Source organism: Profundicola chukchiensis, from assembly GCF_029664245.1.
GTDB classification, from domain to species: domain Bacteria; phylum Bacteroidota; class Bacteroidia; order Flavobacteriales; family Weeksellaceae; genus Profundicola; species Profundicola chukchiensis.
The window spans coordinates 1-16,712 of sequence record NZ_JANAIE010000003.1 but is presented as its reverse complement, the minus strand read 5'-3'; the positions used below and the strand labels follow the sequence as shown (position 1 = coordinate 16,712).

Here is a 16,712-nt window from a genome sequence, read left to right as displayed (position 1 = left end):
AGATATTATAACAAAAACACAATTAGTCAATTAGTGAAAAAGCATTCAGTTAATGGTCTAAATAAAACAATACCAAATTTTGTAATTTTTTCATTACTTCCAATAAGTATGATTTCTGGTATTTTTATATATTATATACTCCACAAAATGTTTATTTTGATAGTGTCTTAACCCCAAAAAAGTCACACAAGATTATAGTCAACTAAACATAATAATTTTGTCAGATATAAAAAGAAGAAAAATGGCCATAAAATTTCATACCTTTATAATGCCTCAGGCATAAAAATAGAAAAACAAGTAACAAGCAATACCAACCAAACCACCACCCATTACATGGACGGCTTTCAATACAAAGATGGAGATTTACAATTCCTTCCCCATCCCGATAGCTATTGGGAATGGATATGTAAGCTATGCACAAATTCCAGAGTTGCAAGATGTAAACAAGTTTTCTTATATCTTCAATTACACAAATCCTCTCGGTAACGTAAGATTAAGCTATGCAGAAAACCCAAAAATTTTAGGAAATATTGTAATTTTAGATGAAACGGAGAAACGAGGTTCGCGAATACCATCAGAAAAATAAATATGGAAAATGAGCAAAAAAATTACTATCCCTTCGGCCTACAACACGGCAGCTACAACAAACTTTCGCGCGACTACGGCTCCATAGGCGATGCTATAGAAATTGAAACGGTGGATCGTAATCCGTATAAGTATAAATACAATTCTAAGGAGTGGCAAGATGAGTTAGGCTTAGGTTGGTATGATTACGGTGCTAGAAAATATGATGCAAGTTCGGGGAGGTGGATGAATGTTGACCCCTTAGGCGAGAAATATCCTAATATCTCATCGTCTTCCCATGATTTTACGGTTGATGGTAGGCAAAATCGTTGGATTACCACATCTATGGGGGCTACTTGGGGAATGAGAGCAAATGCTGGAAGTGCTGGAATTCGATATTCTAATACTAGATTAGGAGTAGGTTTTGAAGGTAGATTTAGATTCGCAAATTATTTGCAAAGTATACAAAAACCAGTTATTAATCCTATTAAACCGTAGAGATGAAAATGAACCATAATAAATTTATGAATTGCGTAGTGATTTTTATCTTTTTATTTGGCGTATTGTATTTTTCATTGAATTCATATTTTCAAAATAAAATGGTATACAGTTTAAATATAACGGGCGTAGTTGAGGATATTCATATTGGGACAAGGGATAAGAGTTCAGTTGTTTTAAAGTTCAAAAACACAGATAAATTTAATAAAGATTTTGGATTTGTTAAAAATGCTGATAAAAATGTTATAAAAAAAGGAGATTCTATTTTTAAACCTATGTTTAGTTATCAAGCACAAGTTTTTAGAAAAGATGCAACAAATGAATATAAATTTATTTTTAAAATTAAGGCAAGATAGAATAGTAAACTTTATTCACATTATATGCTTCTTTATCATGTTCGTTATATGTAGCTGTAATTTTAACACAGTATATAAAGATTAGCAAAGCGAAAAAGAAAAAGCCGAAAAAGTGTTAGTTCTGTTTTATCAATCAATTCAATCTTCAGAATATGATAAAACTACTAATTTTTTAAGAAATGAATTTTACTAGTATACGACTAAGGAAGAGTATTTAAGTTTTTTAGAAAAAATCAACAAAGATTACGGTAATTATTGAAGTCGTGATTTAATTGATTGGAGAACGATAAGTGTTGAAGGAGTTAATCCAAAAAGTGAATATTATCTATCATATATAGTTAAATATGAGAAAGGTATTACAAAAGAATCATTCAAGTTAGAAAAAGAATCTGATACAATCTATATTTTTAGGTACGACTTGAAAAGAAAATGAATTTTAGAAGTTTTTTTTCCTAATAACTCATCATTTACAACACCGTACAATTTTATTAAAGAAGTCTTTAAACTTTTGAAACAAAAAATCAATATAAAAATATTACATTTAACCAATGAAAAGAAATTTTCAGAAATATGATTTTCGTTTTTCTTACACCAAAGATTATCAAACTGGTACTTTGGATATATTGGATGAAGTCGAGCTTGCGAGATTCGCAAACACCCTAAAAATAGACAAAAACAGTGAGCAAAATAACAACACCTCGTGCTCAAGTTTCGATTTGGAAATTCTCAATTTCCAAAATCTCACTTGTCCGTTTGGTCTGAAACATTCAAAATATTCACCAGGCTCATTAACCATGAAAGCAATCAGCGAAGATACCGCAAAACCGGGGTATGATTTGAGAACTAAATATCAGTATTAATTCCAAGGACAAGAGTTGCAAGATGAGTTGGAGCTAAATTAATATTTGGTTTAGATATATCAATAAGTTTTGGGTTTAAAAAGAATGAAGAATAATTTAACTTATTATATTGTTAACAATAAAGGACTTGAAAATCTAATTCTCTATGATAATAAAAAAAGAGAGATTTATTTCTTCAAAAGAAAATCTAGTTGGTTCATAAAGAAATATATTTCGATTTATGATAATCAGGATTATTTATTATTAGAATATACTCATTTTGAAATAATTCTTCTGTGGATAAAAATTGTTAGAAATAATCTACAAAACTTTTCGGTTATAAGAAAAAACCCCTTTCAGTATAAATGTCTCTTGGATGGTGAATATGTGATAGAGTTAACAATTAATTGGATATCTATACAAACTCACTATTCCTATATTCTTTTAAATGGGAAAAAAATAGGTAAAATTAGTAGAGAGATATTTACTTTAGGAATTTCTTTTAAAATAGAGTTTTTTGAAAAATCTGAATTAATCGATCGAATATTAATATTTATCTTAATGGATATGTCAAACAAAGAAATTAGCGAATAATAATTTATATACTTACAGTCTTGTCTATTTTCTCTTGCTATGGGAACGTAACCTACACAAATGAAGATAATGAAAATGAAAAGGATTGTGTATGGATAATAAATTTTATGAGAGTAAAGGATTTGTAAGTGAGTAAGATAGTTTGACTATAGCAAATTTTTTAAGAAATGAATTTTTGGGAAAGTTTCAAAAAACACAATGTTTAATACATTACAGTTTCAAAGACAGAAATATTAAACTTCAAGGTTTTGACAGAAGAAATAATCCAATATTTATTTAAACCGTCACAGAAGTTAACAATCAATTACAATAATATGAGATATGTGTTTTTAATTTTTTTAATATTCATGACTTTAAGTTGTTTTTTTAGGTTCACTTTATTACCCACAAGAAACTGGACAGAAAAATGATTTGAAAAAAGAAGGAGCTTCTGCTATGATCAATAAAACTTTAGGGGTAATAATCCAGACAACCCAAGGTAATAAAGCACAAGCAGTTTGCTAAGCCGTTATAGCGCCAGTAATAAAGGAATATATAACAAAATAAAATATGTGGAATTATTTAGAATACATAATACTTCAAGTAATAGTAATATATCTATTTTGGTTAGTTTATTTTAGCGGTAAATCTAAATTGAATATTGGAAATAAAATTAGAAGTTTTATTCCATTTGTACTTTTAGAAATTTTCATTTTATATAATTTGATAAATGGAAAATCGATTTTGGATTGGATAATTGAACATTTTAATTAAATATGCTTTATTTTTTAGAATTTGTAGTAATTTCATCCTTATTTGGTTATTGGCTCTATTTAGGTATTAAAAGATTTCAAAGAGAGGAGAAAAAACAAGGAATGGATTATCAAATTCTTTTGCAAGGGATATTTGGTAAATCTGTATTTATTATTCTTTCTTTTATATATTTTATAAAACAAGAATCTTTTATCCATTTTGTAATATTTGAAGGAATTCCAGCTTTGTATGAGTCTATTTTAAATATTTTCAGGTAAGAAATATGTGGAATTATGTCGAATTTGTAATTTTTCAGTTTATTGTTTTGTATTGGTTATGGTTTGAATACTTTAGCGGTAAATCTAAAGTGAGTGTAGGAGGTAAAATAAGACTTTTTTTACCATTTATAATTTTAGAAGTTTTCATTTTATATAATTTGATAAATGGAAAATCGATTTTGGATTGGATAATAGATCTTTTTAATTAAAAATGCTTTATTTTTTAGAATTTATAATAGTAACAGTCTTTTTAAGTTATTTTATTTTTATTGACATTAAAAAATTCCGAGATATAAGCAAAAAACAAGGAATGGATTATTAACTATTAATTCAAGGATTGTTTTCGAAGTTTGGTTTTATAATTTTATCTTTTATATTTTTTGTGCGACAAAAATATTTTACTCATTTTTTAGTTTATGAAGGAATACCAGCTTTCTATGAGTCTATTTTAAAGATTTTCAGGTAAGAAATAGGTGGAATTATGTCGAATTTATAATTTTTCAGTTTATTGTTTTGTATTGGTTCTGGTTTGAATACTTTAGCGGTAAAATCACTATGGAGAATGGAGTTAGTTATTTAAATACAGGAGAAATTAAAGGTATTGGGGATTAATTAGATAGCTATTTAGAAGAAAATGCAGGAAGTGTTATAATAGACGCACAAGATGTTGGGATGGTTTATACTGGACTAAATTTATAATATGAAAATAGTATTATTTCATATATACAACTTGTTTCAATTACAATATGTAAGAACTAGTTACGATGAGGCATTTGAACGGTCTAAAGAATTACTTCAATCTCACTTAAACAATTTACTCATCATATTCGTGGTATATCCCATGTGGATATTCTTTGACTTCAACAAGTATATAAGAGAATATATAGGAACAGACAAATATGAAGTAAAGCAATTTTTCTTTATCATAGTGATTATACTAGTAGCACTCAGCTTTTCGAAACTTAATCCTTTAAATAAATTGGTAGACGCATTTTATAACGATGAGTTTATACGCAAAAGCAATATAATGTTTAAAAATACGCCCAAAACTATAACAGGCCCTTATAGGCTAATATTTATTATTGGTAATTTTGGTTTTGTATTATTAAGTTTTTTTGTTTGGTTGAAAATATTTGATTTACTTGGGTGGAGATAAAGATGGATCCATATCAAAATATAATGAAGCAGTAGCTGAAACAATGCCACCAGCGTCTTGTCTGAAAGAATTAACGCCTTATCTTCGAAAATTGATAGTTGGAGTGAAGATAGGTAAGCAAGAAAAATTGAAACACAAAAAATAGATGATAACTCTGAAATTTTTAATAAGGTTATTTATAGGAGTTTATCTCGTGTTTTTACTTACTTCGTGTGCTTCATCAAATTCAACTTATACATTTGGAAGCTATCAGAAAGAGAATTTAATGAGATATATTCATCTTGAAAAAAATGGAAATTTCTTTTTATATGATAGTGCAACCTATGGGCATCAAAAGACTCAAAGTAGAAACTGTCCATTAGTTAGTTTTGGAACTTGGAAAAATCATGGAAACAAGTTTATTGAATTAAATACAGCAGATAATATTCTATACCCAATTCTAGATGTACAGGTTGCTTCAAAAAGTATAAATAATGATAGCTTGTCGTTTGAAATTTTAACAAATATACCTGAAAAGTTTATGAATAAGGTTAGCTATCGTTTGCATTTAAAATATGATGGTGAATACGATTTTAGGAATGAAATTAGTGGAAGATTTAAAACTAATTTAATCACACTAAAACAACCTCATTTTGGTGTAAAAATAAAATCAATATCCGTAGAGGTGTTTTATGAGCCAAACAGACAATTAATTGATGATTATAATGGATTTAGCGCTATAAGCACCACGGAATTACAGGTTGATAAACAGGATAATTATTTTATTATAAAAATTCCCGATTTAGATATTTGCTATTTTGAGTACGAACGTTATGAAGGAGAATATCTAAGAATTTTAAATAAAAATGAGCTACTTTGGAATAATGAGATATATTTAAAAAAGGATTAAATAGGATTTTTAATTTGCTCTAAAATCCAAGAACTACAAGGGGTTAATCAATTCACTTACATATATAGCTTTACAGATTATGCTTAGGCTACGCTCAGTGCTAGACTTGGAAACATCAGACTTTCTTACACCGAAGATCAAGATCAACGCAATCCAAATGAATTAAAAATTAAATTTGAAATGAAATATCTATTAATTATAATATTAATAATTTTATGTGCACGGGATTTAAACTCACAAGAGAATGTCGACCGTTTTCAACATGGTTTTCAAACAGTTTTAGATAGTTTAACGAAAAATTCTCCTAAACATCGATATACTTTAGAGACCAACAACCATCATAACTTATTTTTTGATCAAGAATATTTGAATTTTTGGGATTGTGATATTGAATATGATAAATTTAAAACTAATCAATCATGGGAGAAGGTAAAATTTCCTAACAAATATAAATCAATAGAAAGGAATTTTAATTTTATAAATAGGTTTATTTATGGAAATAAATTAAAGAAGATTAGTTTTACTGATATTTACATAAGTGATTTATCTTATTTATTTAGTTGTTTTGTTTATAATAAAGAGGGAGGTGAGTACATTCTAATTGAATTTAATATTGAGACAAATGAGATTTTAAATTATTGCACATTTTATGTAATTTATTAACTAAGTTTGGGAGTGTAATTTAAATCCTGTCTTTGGGGCACATGTGAAGTTTTACAAATTCAAAACAGTTTACTAGATATATCTAAAAATGGTATGGCAACTATTATATTTATTGTAGCTGTTGTTGTTTTGTTGACTATGATACGTTTCCTTTAATAATGGAAATTATTTTAAAACTTCCAAAACAAAGTGTAATGTAGCATTAGGTGGAACAACACCTCCAGCGCCTTGTGATCCATATCCTAAAGTAGGAGGAACAATCAAGAAAAGCGTCATCATTAACGGTGTAGGCACAGAAACTGAATATTTAGATGGTTTCCAGTATAAAGATGAAAATTTAATGTTCTATCCGACTCCGATAGTTATCGGGAGAGGGTTATGTTGCATTTGCCCAAATTCCAGAATTACAAGAAATAAATTTACTTACGTATATAATTTCACGGATCATTTAGTAACGTTAGATTAAGTTACACAGAAGACCCACAGAATCCAAATGAATTAATTATCTTAGATATTCAATTAAAAAGCTTTACCAGCTCGCATTGAATAAGATAAATGCATAGTAATCCATTTCCAAATATTACGCTCGGCCTACAACACGGCAGCTACAACAAACTTTCGCGCGACTTGCGCCCCATAGGCGATGCTAGAGAAGTTGAAACAGTGGATCGTAATCCGTATAGGTATAAATATAACGATTATCGAGAAAATTGCATTGCAATTTTAGAAGATACCGCACGCAGTGCTGAATTGCAGGATGAGTTGGGATTAAATGTAACCGCTATGGATTTTAGGCAATATGATAATGCTTTAGGTAGGTTTTTGAATCCAGATGATTTGAGTGAATTAGCACCAATGCATACACCTTATAGATTTGCATTTAATAATCCTATTAGATACAGCGATCCATTAGGTTTATTTGAAGATGACTATAGATTAAACGCAGATGGTACACTTGAAAAAATAAGAAACACGAATTCTGATGAAGAAAATGGAGTTCATCGTATTTATAATGCTAATGAAACTAATTCAATAGAGATTACCGCAAGTGCTATTGATAATAAAATAACCTGGGATGAAAAAAGTATTGGAGTTAAAGGAGCATCAGGGAGTTCACTTTTTTTTAATGATAAGAAAGAAGCTAACCGTTTTTATGAGTTTACAGCAAAGAGTTTAATAAGTAGTGAAGCTGGTTTAGTTGAAATAGGAAATATAGACTCAGAGTCTGCACAAGGCTCTATTGTCACAATTAATAAAATTAATAGAACGAATGGTTATGATCAGGGTTCGGAAAAAATAGGGGCTAGTATAATTTCTGGAATTATTGAAATTCCTGATGTTAAAATTTTTAGACGATCTCATAGTCACTTTAGTAGGAGTGATGGTTCAGATAATTCCCCTTCTGGAACTTACTATAACAGTGATAAACCAAATCCTAATGCAACTACTGGAGACACTAAAATTCATGGAAAACGAAGAAGTCAATTAGGCGATAGATATCCAGCTACTTCCGAAATATATGTCCCTAGAATAAACGTAAAAATTATTTATGATGATACAGGTGTTCTTAAGAGAAAATAAAATGTTGTTTTTATGTATATTTTTTCTGTTTTTGAATTGTAGCGAAAAGAAAGGTGTTAATTGGGAGAAAGAACCTAATAGACATAAATGTATTGAAATTGTTAATGAAAAACTTGATTCTATTATTTTTTCAGCTACCGAAAAATTAAATAAAGGATTTATTAATTATAATGACACGCTTTATTGGAAGCCCAAAACATTATCTGTATACATAATGCAAGATCCATCCGAGAAAGATATTATTAAAGTCGAGTTACTTTCAATTCTTCCAAGATACAAATTGATTGAAGATACAAATATTACAAAAGTTAATGACTTTTATATTTCGTTATATATTTTTGATTTGTTTGAACAAAAATCCGACATGTTTTTTAAAAGAAATTTGAATGTACTTTGTATCAACCCACCTAAAGAGGTAATTAATTTAAAAACAGACATTCCAATTTTACATGAATGTTTTGAATTCGATAATAATGGAAAATTTTTAGGCGTCTGCGATAGTGTTAAGTAAAAGTTTTAAAAGACAGTAAATTGTTTATTGTTAAACGCCCAATTAATGATTCTAAAACACTAGAAATATGGCATTAAAAATAAATAAATTTCTGAATGAGCAAAAAAATTACTATCCCTTCGGCCTACAACACGGCAGCTACAACACACCAGCGCGCGACTACCGCCCCATAGGCGATGCTATAGAAGTTGAAACGGTGGATCGTAATCCGTATAGGTATAAATACAACGCAAAAGAATACCAAGATGAGTTAGGTTTAGATTGGTATGATTACGGTGCCAGGAATTATGATGCAAGTTTGGGGAGATGGATGAATGTGGATCCACTAGCAGAAGTTCAACCGAACAAGACACCATACCATTTTGTAAGCAACAATCCTATTAACAGAATAGATCCAACAGGAATGTTAGACAATCCTATTTATGATACGGACGGAAACTTTTTAGGGACAGATGATAAAGGATTGCAAGGTAAAGCTATCGTAATGAATAAGGAAAACTTTACACAAGGTATGTCTCATAAAGAGGCTTTGAGTCATAGTTTAGGTGCGGAAGGATTAAATGAAGGAGGTCTTGATAAATTACTTTCGCATAAATCTACATTAAGTAGCCGTATGGATTGGAAAGGCTATGTTACATTTGGTGAAGCAATAGACCATTATCATTATGGAAATGGTGAGCCTTTGTATGTTGATTTAGGTAAAATTAACTTCAAAAGTAGCCGTTTATCTGTTGACGATTTTACAAGTCGAGGCACTAATAGTCTAAGTGTTAATTTCTTTATGGCAGATACACATCCTTTTAATTCAAATATTTTATGGTATCCGGGAGAGAGTAATTTAGGAAATGTGTTTGGAACCTTAAGAGTTAATCTTGAAAGTGCAAATGGTTCAATAAGTTTACAAAATTATGAGCGTTATGGCGGTGGTTTTGATAGATTTGATTTTAATCGAGCTGACCAATTTATAGCTGATAGATTAAGAAGAGGAGGAAGTCCAACACCATACAATTTTTATGGATATGGTAAAGGCTCTATAAACTTAACAAAACCAAAAGTGTTTACTTCGGATAATCCAGGGCTAAAAAAGCCAGGAGAGTTTTAAAAATTAAATTTTATGAAAAATAAAGTAGTAATTATTTTGATTTGTATCTCTTTGGTATCTTGCGTTAATGATATAAATTGTTTATTGCCAAAGGAATATGATTTGGTTAAAATACAAGAGGTTGTATCGTTTCCAGATAAACTTACTGTATATGAGGTTAGCAGTAACCGTATTGATTATACTGAAATTCAAAATTATCCTAATTGTAGTAAAGCAGAAAATTATCATTATCAAAAATGGATTGGTATTGAAGAACTTGATGAAAGAGATAAAACTCATATTACCTTAGTTATACAAGGGTTTTCCGAAAGAGTTAAAAAGGAAGATAAAAATTTTTATGATTTGGAAAACATTCTTAATAATGAGAAGAACCTTTCTTTTTCGGGAGTTTTTATAAAAACAAAATCAGCAGGAAATAAGACTTATAATTTTTATGATAGATTTAATATATTAGATAGGAATAAAAATAGACTATATCAAATAGAGTATATTAAAGATTACTAACCAAAAACGCCAGGCTTCCAGCTTGGCGTTTGAGTTTTATAGAGCAGCAATATTTTTAAGTTTAACAGATTTAATGAAGCCGTCCAGTACGTGTAGGATATGGCTTTTTTCTGTGCTTTCCATTTTATCCAGCTTTACCAACCTTTGAAGCATAACAGGGCCTTTAAAAAGGTCAACTTTTTCAGTCTCGACAAGCAGATAACCTACGGTAGTTTCCAGTACATTGACTAATCGCTTAGCCACATCAATAGTCGGTTTTACTTCATCACGCTTGTACTTACCAGTAATAGAATGGTAGGTATCAATTTGCTTCGCAGTTGGTTCGTTTTGGGTCAAGCCAAAATGAACATTATTTAAATTTATTCATTAAAAAAACTATCTTTATAGAACCCAATATCCATTGATTGAGAAATTCAAGTTTACATTATAATAAAAACAATTACTATCCCTTCGGCCTACAACACGGCAGCTACAACACACCAGCGCGCGACTATCGCTCCATAGGCGATGCTAGAGAAATTGAAATGGTGAATCGTAATCCGTATAAGTACAAATACAACGCAAAAGAATACCAAGATGAGTTAGGTTTAGATTGGTATGATTACGGCGCAAGGAATTATGATGCAAGTTTGGGGAGATATTTTTCAATGGATAGAATGTCAGAAATTTATTCTGATATCAATCCTTACCAGTATACTGCAAATAATCCAGTGAAATTCATTGATGTGAATGGTGATTATATATGGATCAATGATGGTAATGACAGGTATAAATATGAAAATGGTAAGTTATACTCTTTAAATAATGAATCGGGAAAATATGATAAAGAGTATATTGCAAATGATGGAAGTTATGTAGCACAAATACAAAGTTCATTAAATGATATTGCATGTCATGATTGTGGATTTGGACAAGCATTTTTGAATATTTTTGCAAATGATGATATTGATGTAGATATTATAAGTAACACTTCTAATGAGGGTGGGAACAAAACAACCGCTAATGGAAGGAAGATATATACAGATTTTAATCAAAATGTAAATTTCGTGCTTTCCAATGGAAGTCAAATAAAGGTTTCGGATAATTTTTACACGACTCTTGGGCATGAATTAGGACACTCTCTTTCTGAACAATTATATAATGATAAAACTTTGAATTCAGAATGGTTCAGTTATAATTGGATTAATCCAAGAACTCAAAAAGAAATTATACTTCAGCAATCGAAAAAAGAGGTTTTCGGAACTGTTGTTGAAAATGCAATTCGTAGCGAGAATAATTTACCATTAAGAACTCACTACCAGAGAAATTTAAACGGCACAGTAAATGAAAAGTCAAGAGTTTTGATGAAATCAACTTTAAATCCCATAACAGGAGCTCAAAACTATAAGCTAAGTCCTCGGGCTGCGTTAATTTATAATGAAATAATAAATAGTAAAAAGAAGTGATGAGATTAATTATAATAATATTAATACTTTCTTTTTCAAGTTGTAATAAGGTTTATTACAATAAGTTAAATGCATTGGGATTAGAAAAAAGTTTTCATCTAAAGAAAATGCAGGACAAATTAAATGGCTCCCATAAATTTATAGATATTTCCATTTTTAATAAAATACCCAATAATAGATATAATAAGGTTAATGGAATTATTTATAATTATAAGAATTATTTTCCATATTCGTTTGATATGAAAGTTGATAGTAATGAGATAGTTACTTACAAAAATTGGGATGTAGATTCTTTCGAAAGTTTACCGGAGAATTACAATTATTTTGAGTTTATATTTAAGAATGTGTTATCGGGTAATGCGAGACTATTAAAAGATATAAGTAAAAAAAATCGTTATAAATTTATTCACGGTAATATGACCTCAACTGCGATTATAAACCTGGACTCACTAACAATAAATCAATACGATTTCGAAGAATTTCCAGTAATAAATAATAAGCCAGTCGAGACAGATGATGAATTTGAGCTGTGGGAGTATAAGTTTCTACAAAAGAAAAATTAAGTAATAGATTGTTGGTAACAGGAGAAGTACAAATGCAACTATTAATCCATTCAATTTAACTCAAAAAGTTTGGTTATTTACCAAATATGATAAGTTTGGAAGAGTTGCGTACACAGGTTTGTATAAAAATAATGGGAGTCGAACTCAGGTTCAAAACTTAGTAAATGGAATGGGTAGCAATAATGAAAATAGAGGTAATAATTTTTCCTTAAATCGGATAACTGTTAACTATTCAAAAGATGGAGGTTTTCCGCAAAATAATGCTGAAAGTGAGATTTTAAGCGTAAACTATTATGATGATTATAATTTTCCAGGAGCAATAACTACTCCTAGTTCCGTGTTTGGTGAACAAGTAATATCAGCAACTCCCAATAGCAGTACCCACTATGTCACCACCAAAAATTTACCCACTGCAAGTTTCGTAAGAGTATTAGGCGGGAATTTATGGGAAAAAGCTTTTACTTTTTATGATGCTAAATCACGACCTATACAGACATACAAAATCAATCATTTACAAGGTAAAACGATAGTGAACAACGAATTTGATTTTAGAGGAAAAGTTTTGAAGACAAAGACTACCCACAACCGAACTAATGCCGACCCAATACTCACAACTCAGAGTGAATTTAGCTATGATCACGCTGAGCGATTAATCAAACAAACTTTTCAAGTGAATAACGAATCGGTACAATCCTTGGCTGTTCATGAATATGATGATTTAGGACAATTAAAAACAAAGAAGGTTGGTGGAAGTAATACGTTTTCGAATCCATTACAAATCATAGACTACAAATACAATATACGTGGTTGGATGACTGATATTAACGATATTGATAATTTAAACCCCACAAGTCAACCCCAAGATTTATTTGCATTTAAGATAAACTACAACCAACTGACTGCTGGTGCTAATCAACCTGCTGATGTAGAAAAACTCTACAACGGCAATATATCACAAACTTTTTGGCGAACCGCTAACGATAATAAATTACGAGGATATGCCTATTCATATGATGCTTTAAATCGTTTAAATACTGCCTATTATAGAAAAGGAACCACTTATAGTAATAATTTTAATGAGTCCTTGTCTTATGACAAAAATGGTAATATCTTGAGCTTACAAAGGTGGGGAGTTCCGGAAGATTATGGGACAGTACCAGCCATACCCAATATGGATGACCTTAGCTATACTTATTTTCCGAACTCAAATAAATTACGAAAAGTATCGGATGGAGTTGCCTCTACAAAAGGTTTTAATGATGGCGTTAATCTATCTACGGAATATATTTATGATCCCAATGCTAATATGAAAGAGGATAAAAACAAAGGGATTACAGAAATTAAATATAACCATTTAAACCTGCCAACAGAAATTAAATTTTCTAACCATCAGAAAATAGCCTATATTTATAATGCACTAGGTACGAAAATAGAAAAAACAGTGACAAACGGTAGTGACATAAGCAAAACTGAATATTTGGATTCATTTCAGTACATCGACGAGGAGTTGCAGTTTTTCCCAACCTCAGAAGGCTATGTGCGAAAGACAGACGGAACAAATAGAAAATGGTTTGATTACGTTTATAACTACACGGATCACCTCGGCAATATCCGCTTAAGTTACACAACCGATCCTTTATCTAGTGGAATAAGTGGAATAAAAATCTTAGAAGAAAACAATTATTACCCCTTTGGTTTAAAACACGGCAGATACAACACCCCGGCGCGAGATATTCGTCCTTTGGGCGAAGGCAGAGACGTTGTCATGGTGAATAATAATCCGTATCAGTATAAATACAACGGCAAAGAGTGGCAGGATGAGTTGGGGTTAAATGTAACCGCCATGGATTTTAGGCAATATGATAATGCTTTAGGTAGGTTTTTGAATCCAGATGTGTTGGCGGAAGTTAGTATGAGTTGGACGCCTTATAGATTCGCATTTAATAATCCATTATTTTGGAGTGATGCTACAGGCTTATATGAAATAAGTAAAAATGGTATTAAAACAACCAAGCCTGGCGAACACGAAATTGTCATGAATTATTTTAAAAATTATGATGGCAGCTCTGATTTTAATGAAGGTGCGGAAGCAGCATTAAATGCAGCAGGATTTGAGTTAGATGTGGTTATTCTTTCCGATGTGGTTGCTCATGGTAAATCCAATAATAAAAAGGCAGGATTAGGAATTGTATTAGATGTTGCTGAAAGTGTAGGTGGCTTATCAGGAGGTGTACTAAAAGATAGATTTAAGTATGGTGAAAAATATGGAGATAAGACCATAACGCTAAGGACAAAATTAGGACCAGGAATTAATGTAAATTCGAAATCATTAAAAAAAATAGAGAAAGGAGGAAAACTTGCAGGTAGAACCACAAGGGTTTTAGTTGCTGCTGATGTTGCATTAAGTGGAGAAATAAGAGCTTCTCACGTTTTGACAGCTACAATGATAGGTATTAATGCTGTTCCAATAGCAGGAAATACTATTTCGGGTATATATTTCGGCGCAGACTTAATTACAATGGGAGTTAGTTATTTTATGAAAGGAGAGGCAAAAGGTATAGGGGATTATTTGGATCAATCTTTAGATGATGCTAGTGTAACTAGTGACGGAGGCGTGATGATAGAAATGTATGAAGGATTTTATTGATATGAAAAAGTTGTTTTGGCATCACGTTTATCAAATTTATATGTTTAGTAGAACCGATTATAATCCTTTGCAAAAAACAAAGGAAATACTTGATAGTCATATTTTTAGTATGCTATTATTGGTGGCTTGTATTCCCATTTTTTATTTTGGGTGGATTCTAGATGGTATTGCTTTTTTTAGAGATACTAATATATATAATCAAAAATCAACATGGGCACTAAGTTGGATGATTGCTATAGCTGTAGGACTTATAAGTTTAAAATTATTCAAGCCAATGGATAAATTCATAGATGAAAAAATAGATTCATATAAAATCGCTGAATTAATCAATAATTATGAACATTTAAATAAATTTTTCAATACTATATATCAAATATTTTTCATTCTTTTAGAACCATTTATTTTGATATTATTAATATTAATAATAATTATTTCCGCTAAGTATTTTGTTTGGATTCCAAATGGTTGGGTTGAAGAAGATTGGTTATTTAAAATAAAACTTAATATTTAAAATGAGCTTAAAATTAGTATATTCTGAAGGATGTTTGAACCAACAAGATGCCACCAAACGAGAAAAATATTTAAAAACACATTATGGCAAAATGTTTCTACACAATCGTCTCAAGTCTTATTTGACAGGATGAATAATTTCACCGATCATGCTTCGACTTTGCTCTGCACAGGTCTCTGAAATTTTAGACTTTCTTAGAACGCAGACCCACAAAATCCAAATGAATTAATTATCTTAGATATTCAATTAACATGCTTTTCCAGCTCGCAGTGAACAAGATAAATGCATAATAACCCATTTCTAAATATTACGCTCGGCCTACAACACGGCAGCTACAACACACCAGCGCGCGACTACCGCCCCATAGGCGATGCTAGAGAAATTGAAACGGTGGAACGTAATCCGTATAGGTATAAAAATAATGGGAGTCGAACTCAGGTTCAAAACTTAGTTAATGTAATGGGTAGCAATAATGAAAATAGAGGTAATAATTTTTCCTTAAATGGGATAACTGTTAACTATTCAAAAGATGGAGGTTTTCCGCAAAATAATGCTGAAAGTGAGATTTTAAGCGTAAACTATTATGATGATTATAATTTTACAGGTGCAATAACTACTCCTAGTTCCGTGTTTGGTGAACAAGTAATATCAGCAACTCCCAATAGCAGTACCCACTATATAACCACCAAAAATTTACCCACTGCAAGTTTCGTAAGAGTATTGGGCGGAAATTTATGGGAAAAAACTTTTACTTATTATGACGCTAAATCAGGACCAATACAGACTTACAAAATCAATCATTTACAAGGTAGAACGATAGTGAACAACGAATTTGATTTTAGAGGAAAAGTTTTGAAGACTAAGACTACCCACAACCGAACTAATGCCGACCCAATACTCACAACTCAGAGTGAATTTAGCTATGATCACGCTGAGCGATTAATCAAACAAACTTTTCAAGTGAATAACGAATCGGTACAATCCTTGGCTGTTCATGAATATGATGATTTAGGACAATTAAAAACAAAGAAGGTTGGCGGAAGTAATACGTTTTCGAATCCATTACAAATCATAGACTACAAATACAATATACGTGGTTGGATGACTGATATTAACGATATTGATAATTTAAACCCCACAAGTCAACCCCAAGATTTATTTGCATTTAAGATAAACTACAACCAACTGACTGCTGGTGCTAATCAACCTGCTGATGTAGAAAAACTCTACAACGGCAATATATCACAAACTTTTTGGCGGACCGCTAACGATAATAAAT

General features: G+C 30.6%; 18 protein-coding genes and 1 pseudogene. 17 read left to right on the top strand and 2 right to left on the bottom strand.

The window, feature by feature from the left end; translation table 11 throughout:
• Positions 1–355: 355 nt before the first annotated feature.
• The 8 genes from NLM59_RS04435 to NLM59_RS04400 all read left to right on the top strand — a co-directional run bounded on the left by NLM59_RS04435 (position 356) and on the right by NLM59_RS04400 (position 6,569).
• Entirely contained in the window at positions 356–586 is a 231-nt protein-coding gene (locus NLM59_RS04435; RefSeq protein ID WP_304416545.1) for a hypothetical protein, read from the top strand.
• Between the two features lie 2 nt (positions 587–588).
• Positions 589–1,062: an RHS repeat-associated core domain-containing protein gene (locus NLM59_RS04430; RefSeq protein WP_304416544.1), complete on the top strand. Its 474-nt coding sequence runs from the start codon at positions 589–591 to the stop codon at positions 1,060–1,062.
• Between the two features lie 2 nt (positions 1,063–1,064).
• Positions 1,065–1,418, top strand: coding sequence for a hypothetical protein (locus NLM59_RS04425; RefSeq protein WP_304416543.1), 354 nt, complete (start codon positions 1,065–1,067; stop codon positions 1,416–1,418).
• Between the two features lie 548 nt (positions 1,419–1,966).
• Positions 1,967–2,278: a hypothetical protein gene (locus tag NLM59_RS04420; protein WP_304416542.1), complete on the top strand. Its 312-nt coding sequence runs from the start codon at positions 1,967–1,969 to the stop codon at positions 2,276–2,278.
• 84 nt (positions 2,279–2,362) lie between these two features.
• Positions 2,363–2,851, top strand: a complete 489-nt coding sequence (locus NLM59_RS04415; RefSeq protein WP_304416541.1) for a hypothetical protein — start codon at positions 2,363–2,365, stop codon at positions 2,849–2,851.
• Positions 2,852–3,606: 755 nt separating this feature from the next.
• On the top strand, positions 3,607–3,861 hold the full coding sequence (locus NLM59_RS04410; protein ID WP_304416540.1) for a hypothetical protein: 255 nt from the start codon (positions 3,607–3,609) through the stop codon (positions 3,859–3,861).
• A 1,421-nt stretch (positions 3,862–5,282) separates the two neighbouring features.
• A complete protein-coding gene (locus NLM59_RS04405) occupies positions 5,283–5,906 on the top strand; it encodes a hypothetical protein (protein WP_304416539.1) in 624 nt (207 codons plus the stop codon).
• A gap of 180 nt (positions 5,907–6,086) precedes the next feature.
• Complete coding sequence (locus NLM59_RS04400) at positions 6,087–6,569, top strand: hypothetical protein (protein WP_304416538.1); 483 nt, start codon at positions 6,087–6,089, stop codon at positions 6,567–6,569.
• A gap of 165 nt (positions 6,570–6,734) precedes the next feature.
• Here the strand turns inward: NLM59_RS04400 and NLM59_RS04395 are convergent, their stop codons facing one another.
• Entirely contained in the window at positions 6,735–6,863 is a 129-nt protein-coding gene (locus tag NLM59_RS04395; RefSeq protein WP_369426764.1) for an FKBP-type peptidyl-prolyl cis-trans isomerase, read from the bottom strand.
• Positions 6,864–7,124: 261 nt separating this feature from the next.
• Here NLM59_RS04395 and NLM59_RS04390 point away from each other — a divergent pair, with 261 nt between their 5' ends.
• The 4 genes from NLM59_RS04390 (at position 7,125) to NLM59_RS04375 (ending at position 10,267) form a co-directional block, all read left to right on the top strand.
• Positions 7,125–8,150 carry an RHS repeat-associated core domain-containing protein gene (locus NLM59_RS04390; RefSeq protein WP_304416537.1) on the top strand — a complete coding sequence of 342 codons (1,026 nt, stop codon included), beginning with the start codon at positions 7,125–7,127 and terminating at the stop codon, positions 8,148–8,150.
• Positions 8,119–8,661: a hypothetical protein gene (locus NLM59_RS04385; protein WP_304416536.1), complete on the top strand. Its 543-nt coding sequence runs from the start codon at positions 8,119–8,121 to the stop codon at positions 8,659–8,661. Before NLM59_RS04390 ends, NLM59_RS04385 begins: the two co-directional genes overlap by 32 nt.
• A 67-nt stretch (positions 8,662–8,728) precedes the next feature.
• Entirely contained in the window at positions 8,729–9,763 is a 1,035-nt protein-coding gene (locus NLM59_RS04380) for an RHS repeat-associated core domain-containing protein (protein ID WP_304416535.1), read from the top strand.
• A 12-nt stretch (positions 9,764–9,775) separates the two neighbouring features.
• Positions 9,776–10,267, top strand: a complete 492-nt coding sequence (locus tag NLM59_RS04375; protein WP_304416534.1) for a hypothetical protein — start codon at positions 9,776–9,778, stop codon at positions 10,265–10,267.
• 36 nt (positions 10,268–10,303) lie between these two features.
• On the opposite strand, the gene NLM59_RS04370 is transcribed toward NLM59_RS04375, so the two are convergent.
• On the bottom strand, positions 10,304–10,603 hold the full coding sequence (locus NLM59_RS04370; protein ID WP_304416533.1) for an XRE family transcriptional regulator: 300 nt from the start codon (positions 10,601–10,603) through the stop codon (positions 10,304–10,306).
• A gap of 68 nt (positions 10,604–10,671) precedes the next feature.
• On the opposite strand from NLM59_RS04370, the gene NLM59_RS04365 reads away from it, so the two are divergent.
• The 5 genes and pseudogenes from NLM59_RS04365 to NLM59_RS04345 all read left to right on the top strand — a co-directional run.
• Positions 10,672–11,712 carry an RHS repeat-associated core domain-containing protein gene (locus NLM59_RS04365; RefSeq protein ID WP_304416532.1) on the top strand — a complete coding sequence of 347 codons (1,041 nt, stop codon included), beginning with the start codon at positions 10,672–10,674 and terminating at the stop codon, positions 11,710–11,712.
• Positions 11,712–12,275, top strand: a complete 564-nt coding sequence (locus NLM59_RS04360; RefSeq protein WP_304416531.1) for a hypothetical protein — start codon at positions 11,712–11,714, stop codon at positions 12,273–12,275. The genes NLM59_RS04365 and NLM59_RS04360 overlap by 1 nt, the downstream gene beginning before the upstream one ends.
• A 169-nt stretch (positions 12,276–12,444) precedes the next feature.
• Positions 12,445–14,922 carry an RHS repeat domain-containing protein gene (locus tag NLM59_RS04355; protein ID WP_304416530.1) on the top strand — a complete coding sequence of 826 codons (2,478 nt, stop codon included), beginning with the start codon at positions 12,445–12,447 and terminating at the stop codon, positions 14,920–14,922.
• A complete protein-coding gene (locus tag NLM59_RS04350; RefSeq protein WP_304416529.1) occupies positions 14,906–15,433 on the top strand; it encodes a hypothetical protein in 528 nt (175 codons plus the stop codon). Before NLM59_RS04355 ends, NLM59_RS04350 begins: the two co-directional genes overlap by 17 nt.
• Before the next feature lie 282 nt (positions 15,434–15,715).
• A pseudogene (locus NLM59_RS04345) lies at positions 15,716–16,712 on the top strand (hypothetical protein); the annotation flags it as partial.

Excerpts from the sequence above, each read along its gene's own strand:
- NLM59_RS04435 (WP_304416545.1), top strand. The coding sequence starts at position 356 with ATGGAGATTTACAATTCCTTCCCCATCCCGATAGCTATTGGGAATGGA.
- NLM59_RS04430 (WP_304416544.1), top strand. The coding sequence starts at position 589 with ATGGAAAATGAGCAAAAAAATTACTATCCCTTCGGCCTACAACACGGC.
- NLM59_RS04425 (WP_304416543.1), top strand. The coding sequence starts at position 1,065 with ATGAAAATGAACCATAATAAATTTATGAATTGCGTAGTGATTTTTATC.
- NLM59_RS04420 (WP_304416542.1), top strand. The coding sequence starts at position 1,967 with ATGAAAAGAAATTTTCAGAAATATGATTTTCGTTTTTCTTACACCAAA.
- NLM59_RS04415 (WP_304416541.1), top strand. The coding sequence starts at position 2,363 with ATGAAGAATAATTTAACTTATTATATTGTTAACAATAAAGGACTTGAA.
- NLM59_RS04410 (WP_304416540.1), top strand. The coding sequence starts at position 3,607 with ATGCTTTATTTTTTAGAATTTGTAGTAATTTCATCCTTATTTGGTTAT.
- NLM59_RS04405 (WP_304416539.1), top strand. The coding sequence starts at position 5,283 with ATGAGATATATTCATCTTGAAAAAAATGGAAATTTCTTTTTATATGAT.
- NLM59_RS04400 (WP_304416538.1), top strand. The coding sequence starts at position 6,087 with ATGAAATATCTATTAATTATAATATTAATAATTTTATGTGCACGGGAT.
- NLM59_RS04390 (WP_304416537.1), top strand. The coding sequence starts at position 7,125 with ATGCATAGTAATCCATTTCCAAATATTACGCTCGGCCTACAACACGGC.
- NLM59_RS04385 (WP_304416536.1), top strand. The coding sequence starts at position 8,119 with ATGATGATACAGGTGTTCTTAAGAGAAAATAAAATGTTGTTTTTATGT.
- NLM59_RS04380 (WP_304416535.1), top strand. The coding sequence starts at position 8,729 with ATGGCATTAAAAATAAATAAATTTCTGAATGAGCAAAAAAATTACTAT.
- NLM59_RS04375 (WP_304416534.1), top strand. The coding sequence starts at position 9,776 with ATGAAAAATAAAGTAGTAATTATTTTGATTTGTATCTCTTTGGTATCT.
- NLM59_RS04360 (WP_304416531.1), top strand. The coding sequence starts at position 11,712 with ATGAGATTAATTATAATAATATTAATACTTTCTTTTTCAAGTTGTAAT.
- NLM59_RS04355 (WP_304416530.1), top strand. The coding sequence starts at position 12,445 with ATGGGTAGCAATAATGAAAATAGAGGTAATAATTTTTCCTTAAATCGG.
- NLM59_RS04350 (WP_304416529.1), top strand. The coding sequence starts at position 14,906 with ATGAAGGATTTTATTGATATGAAAAAGTTGTTTTGGCATCACGTTTAT.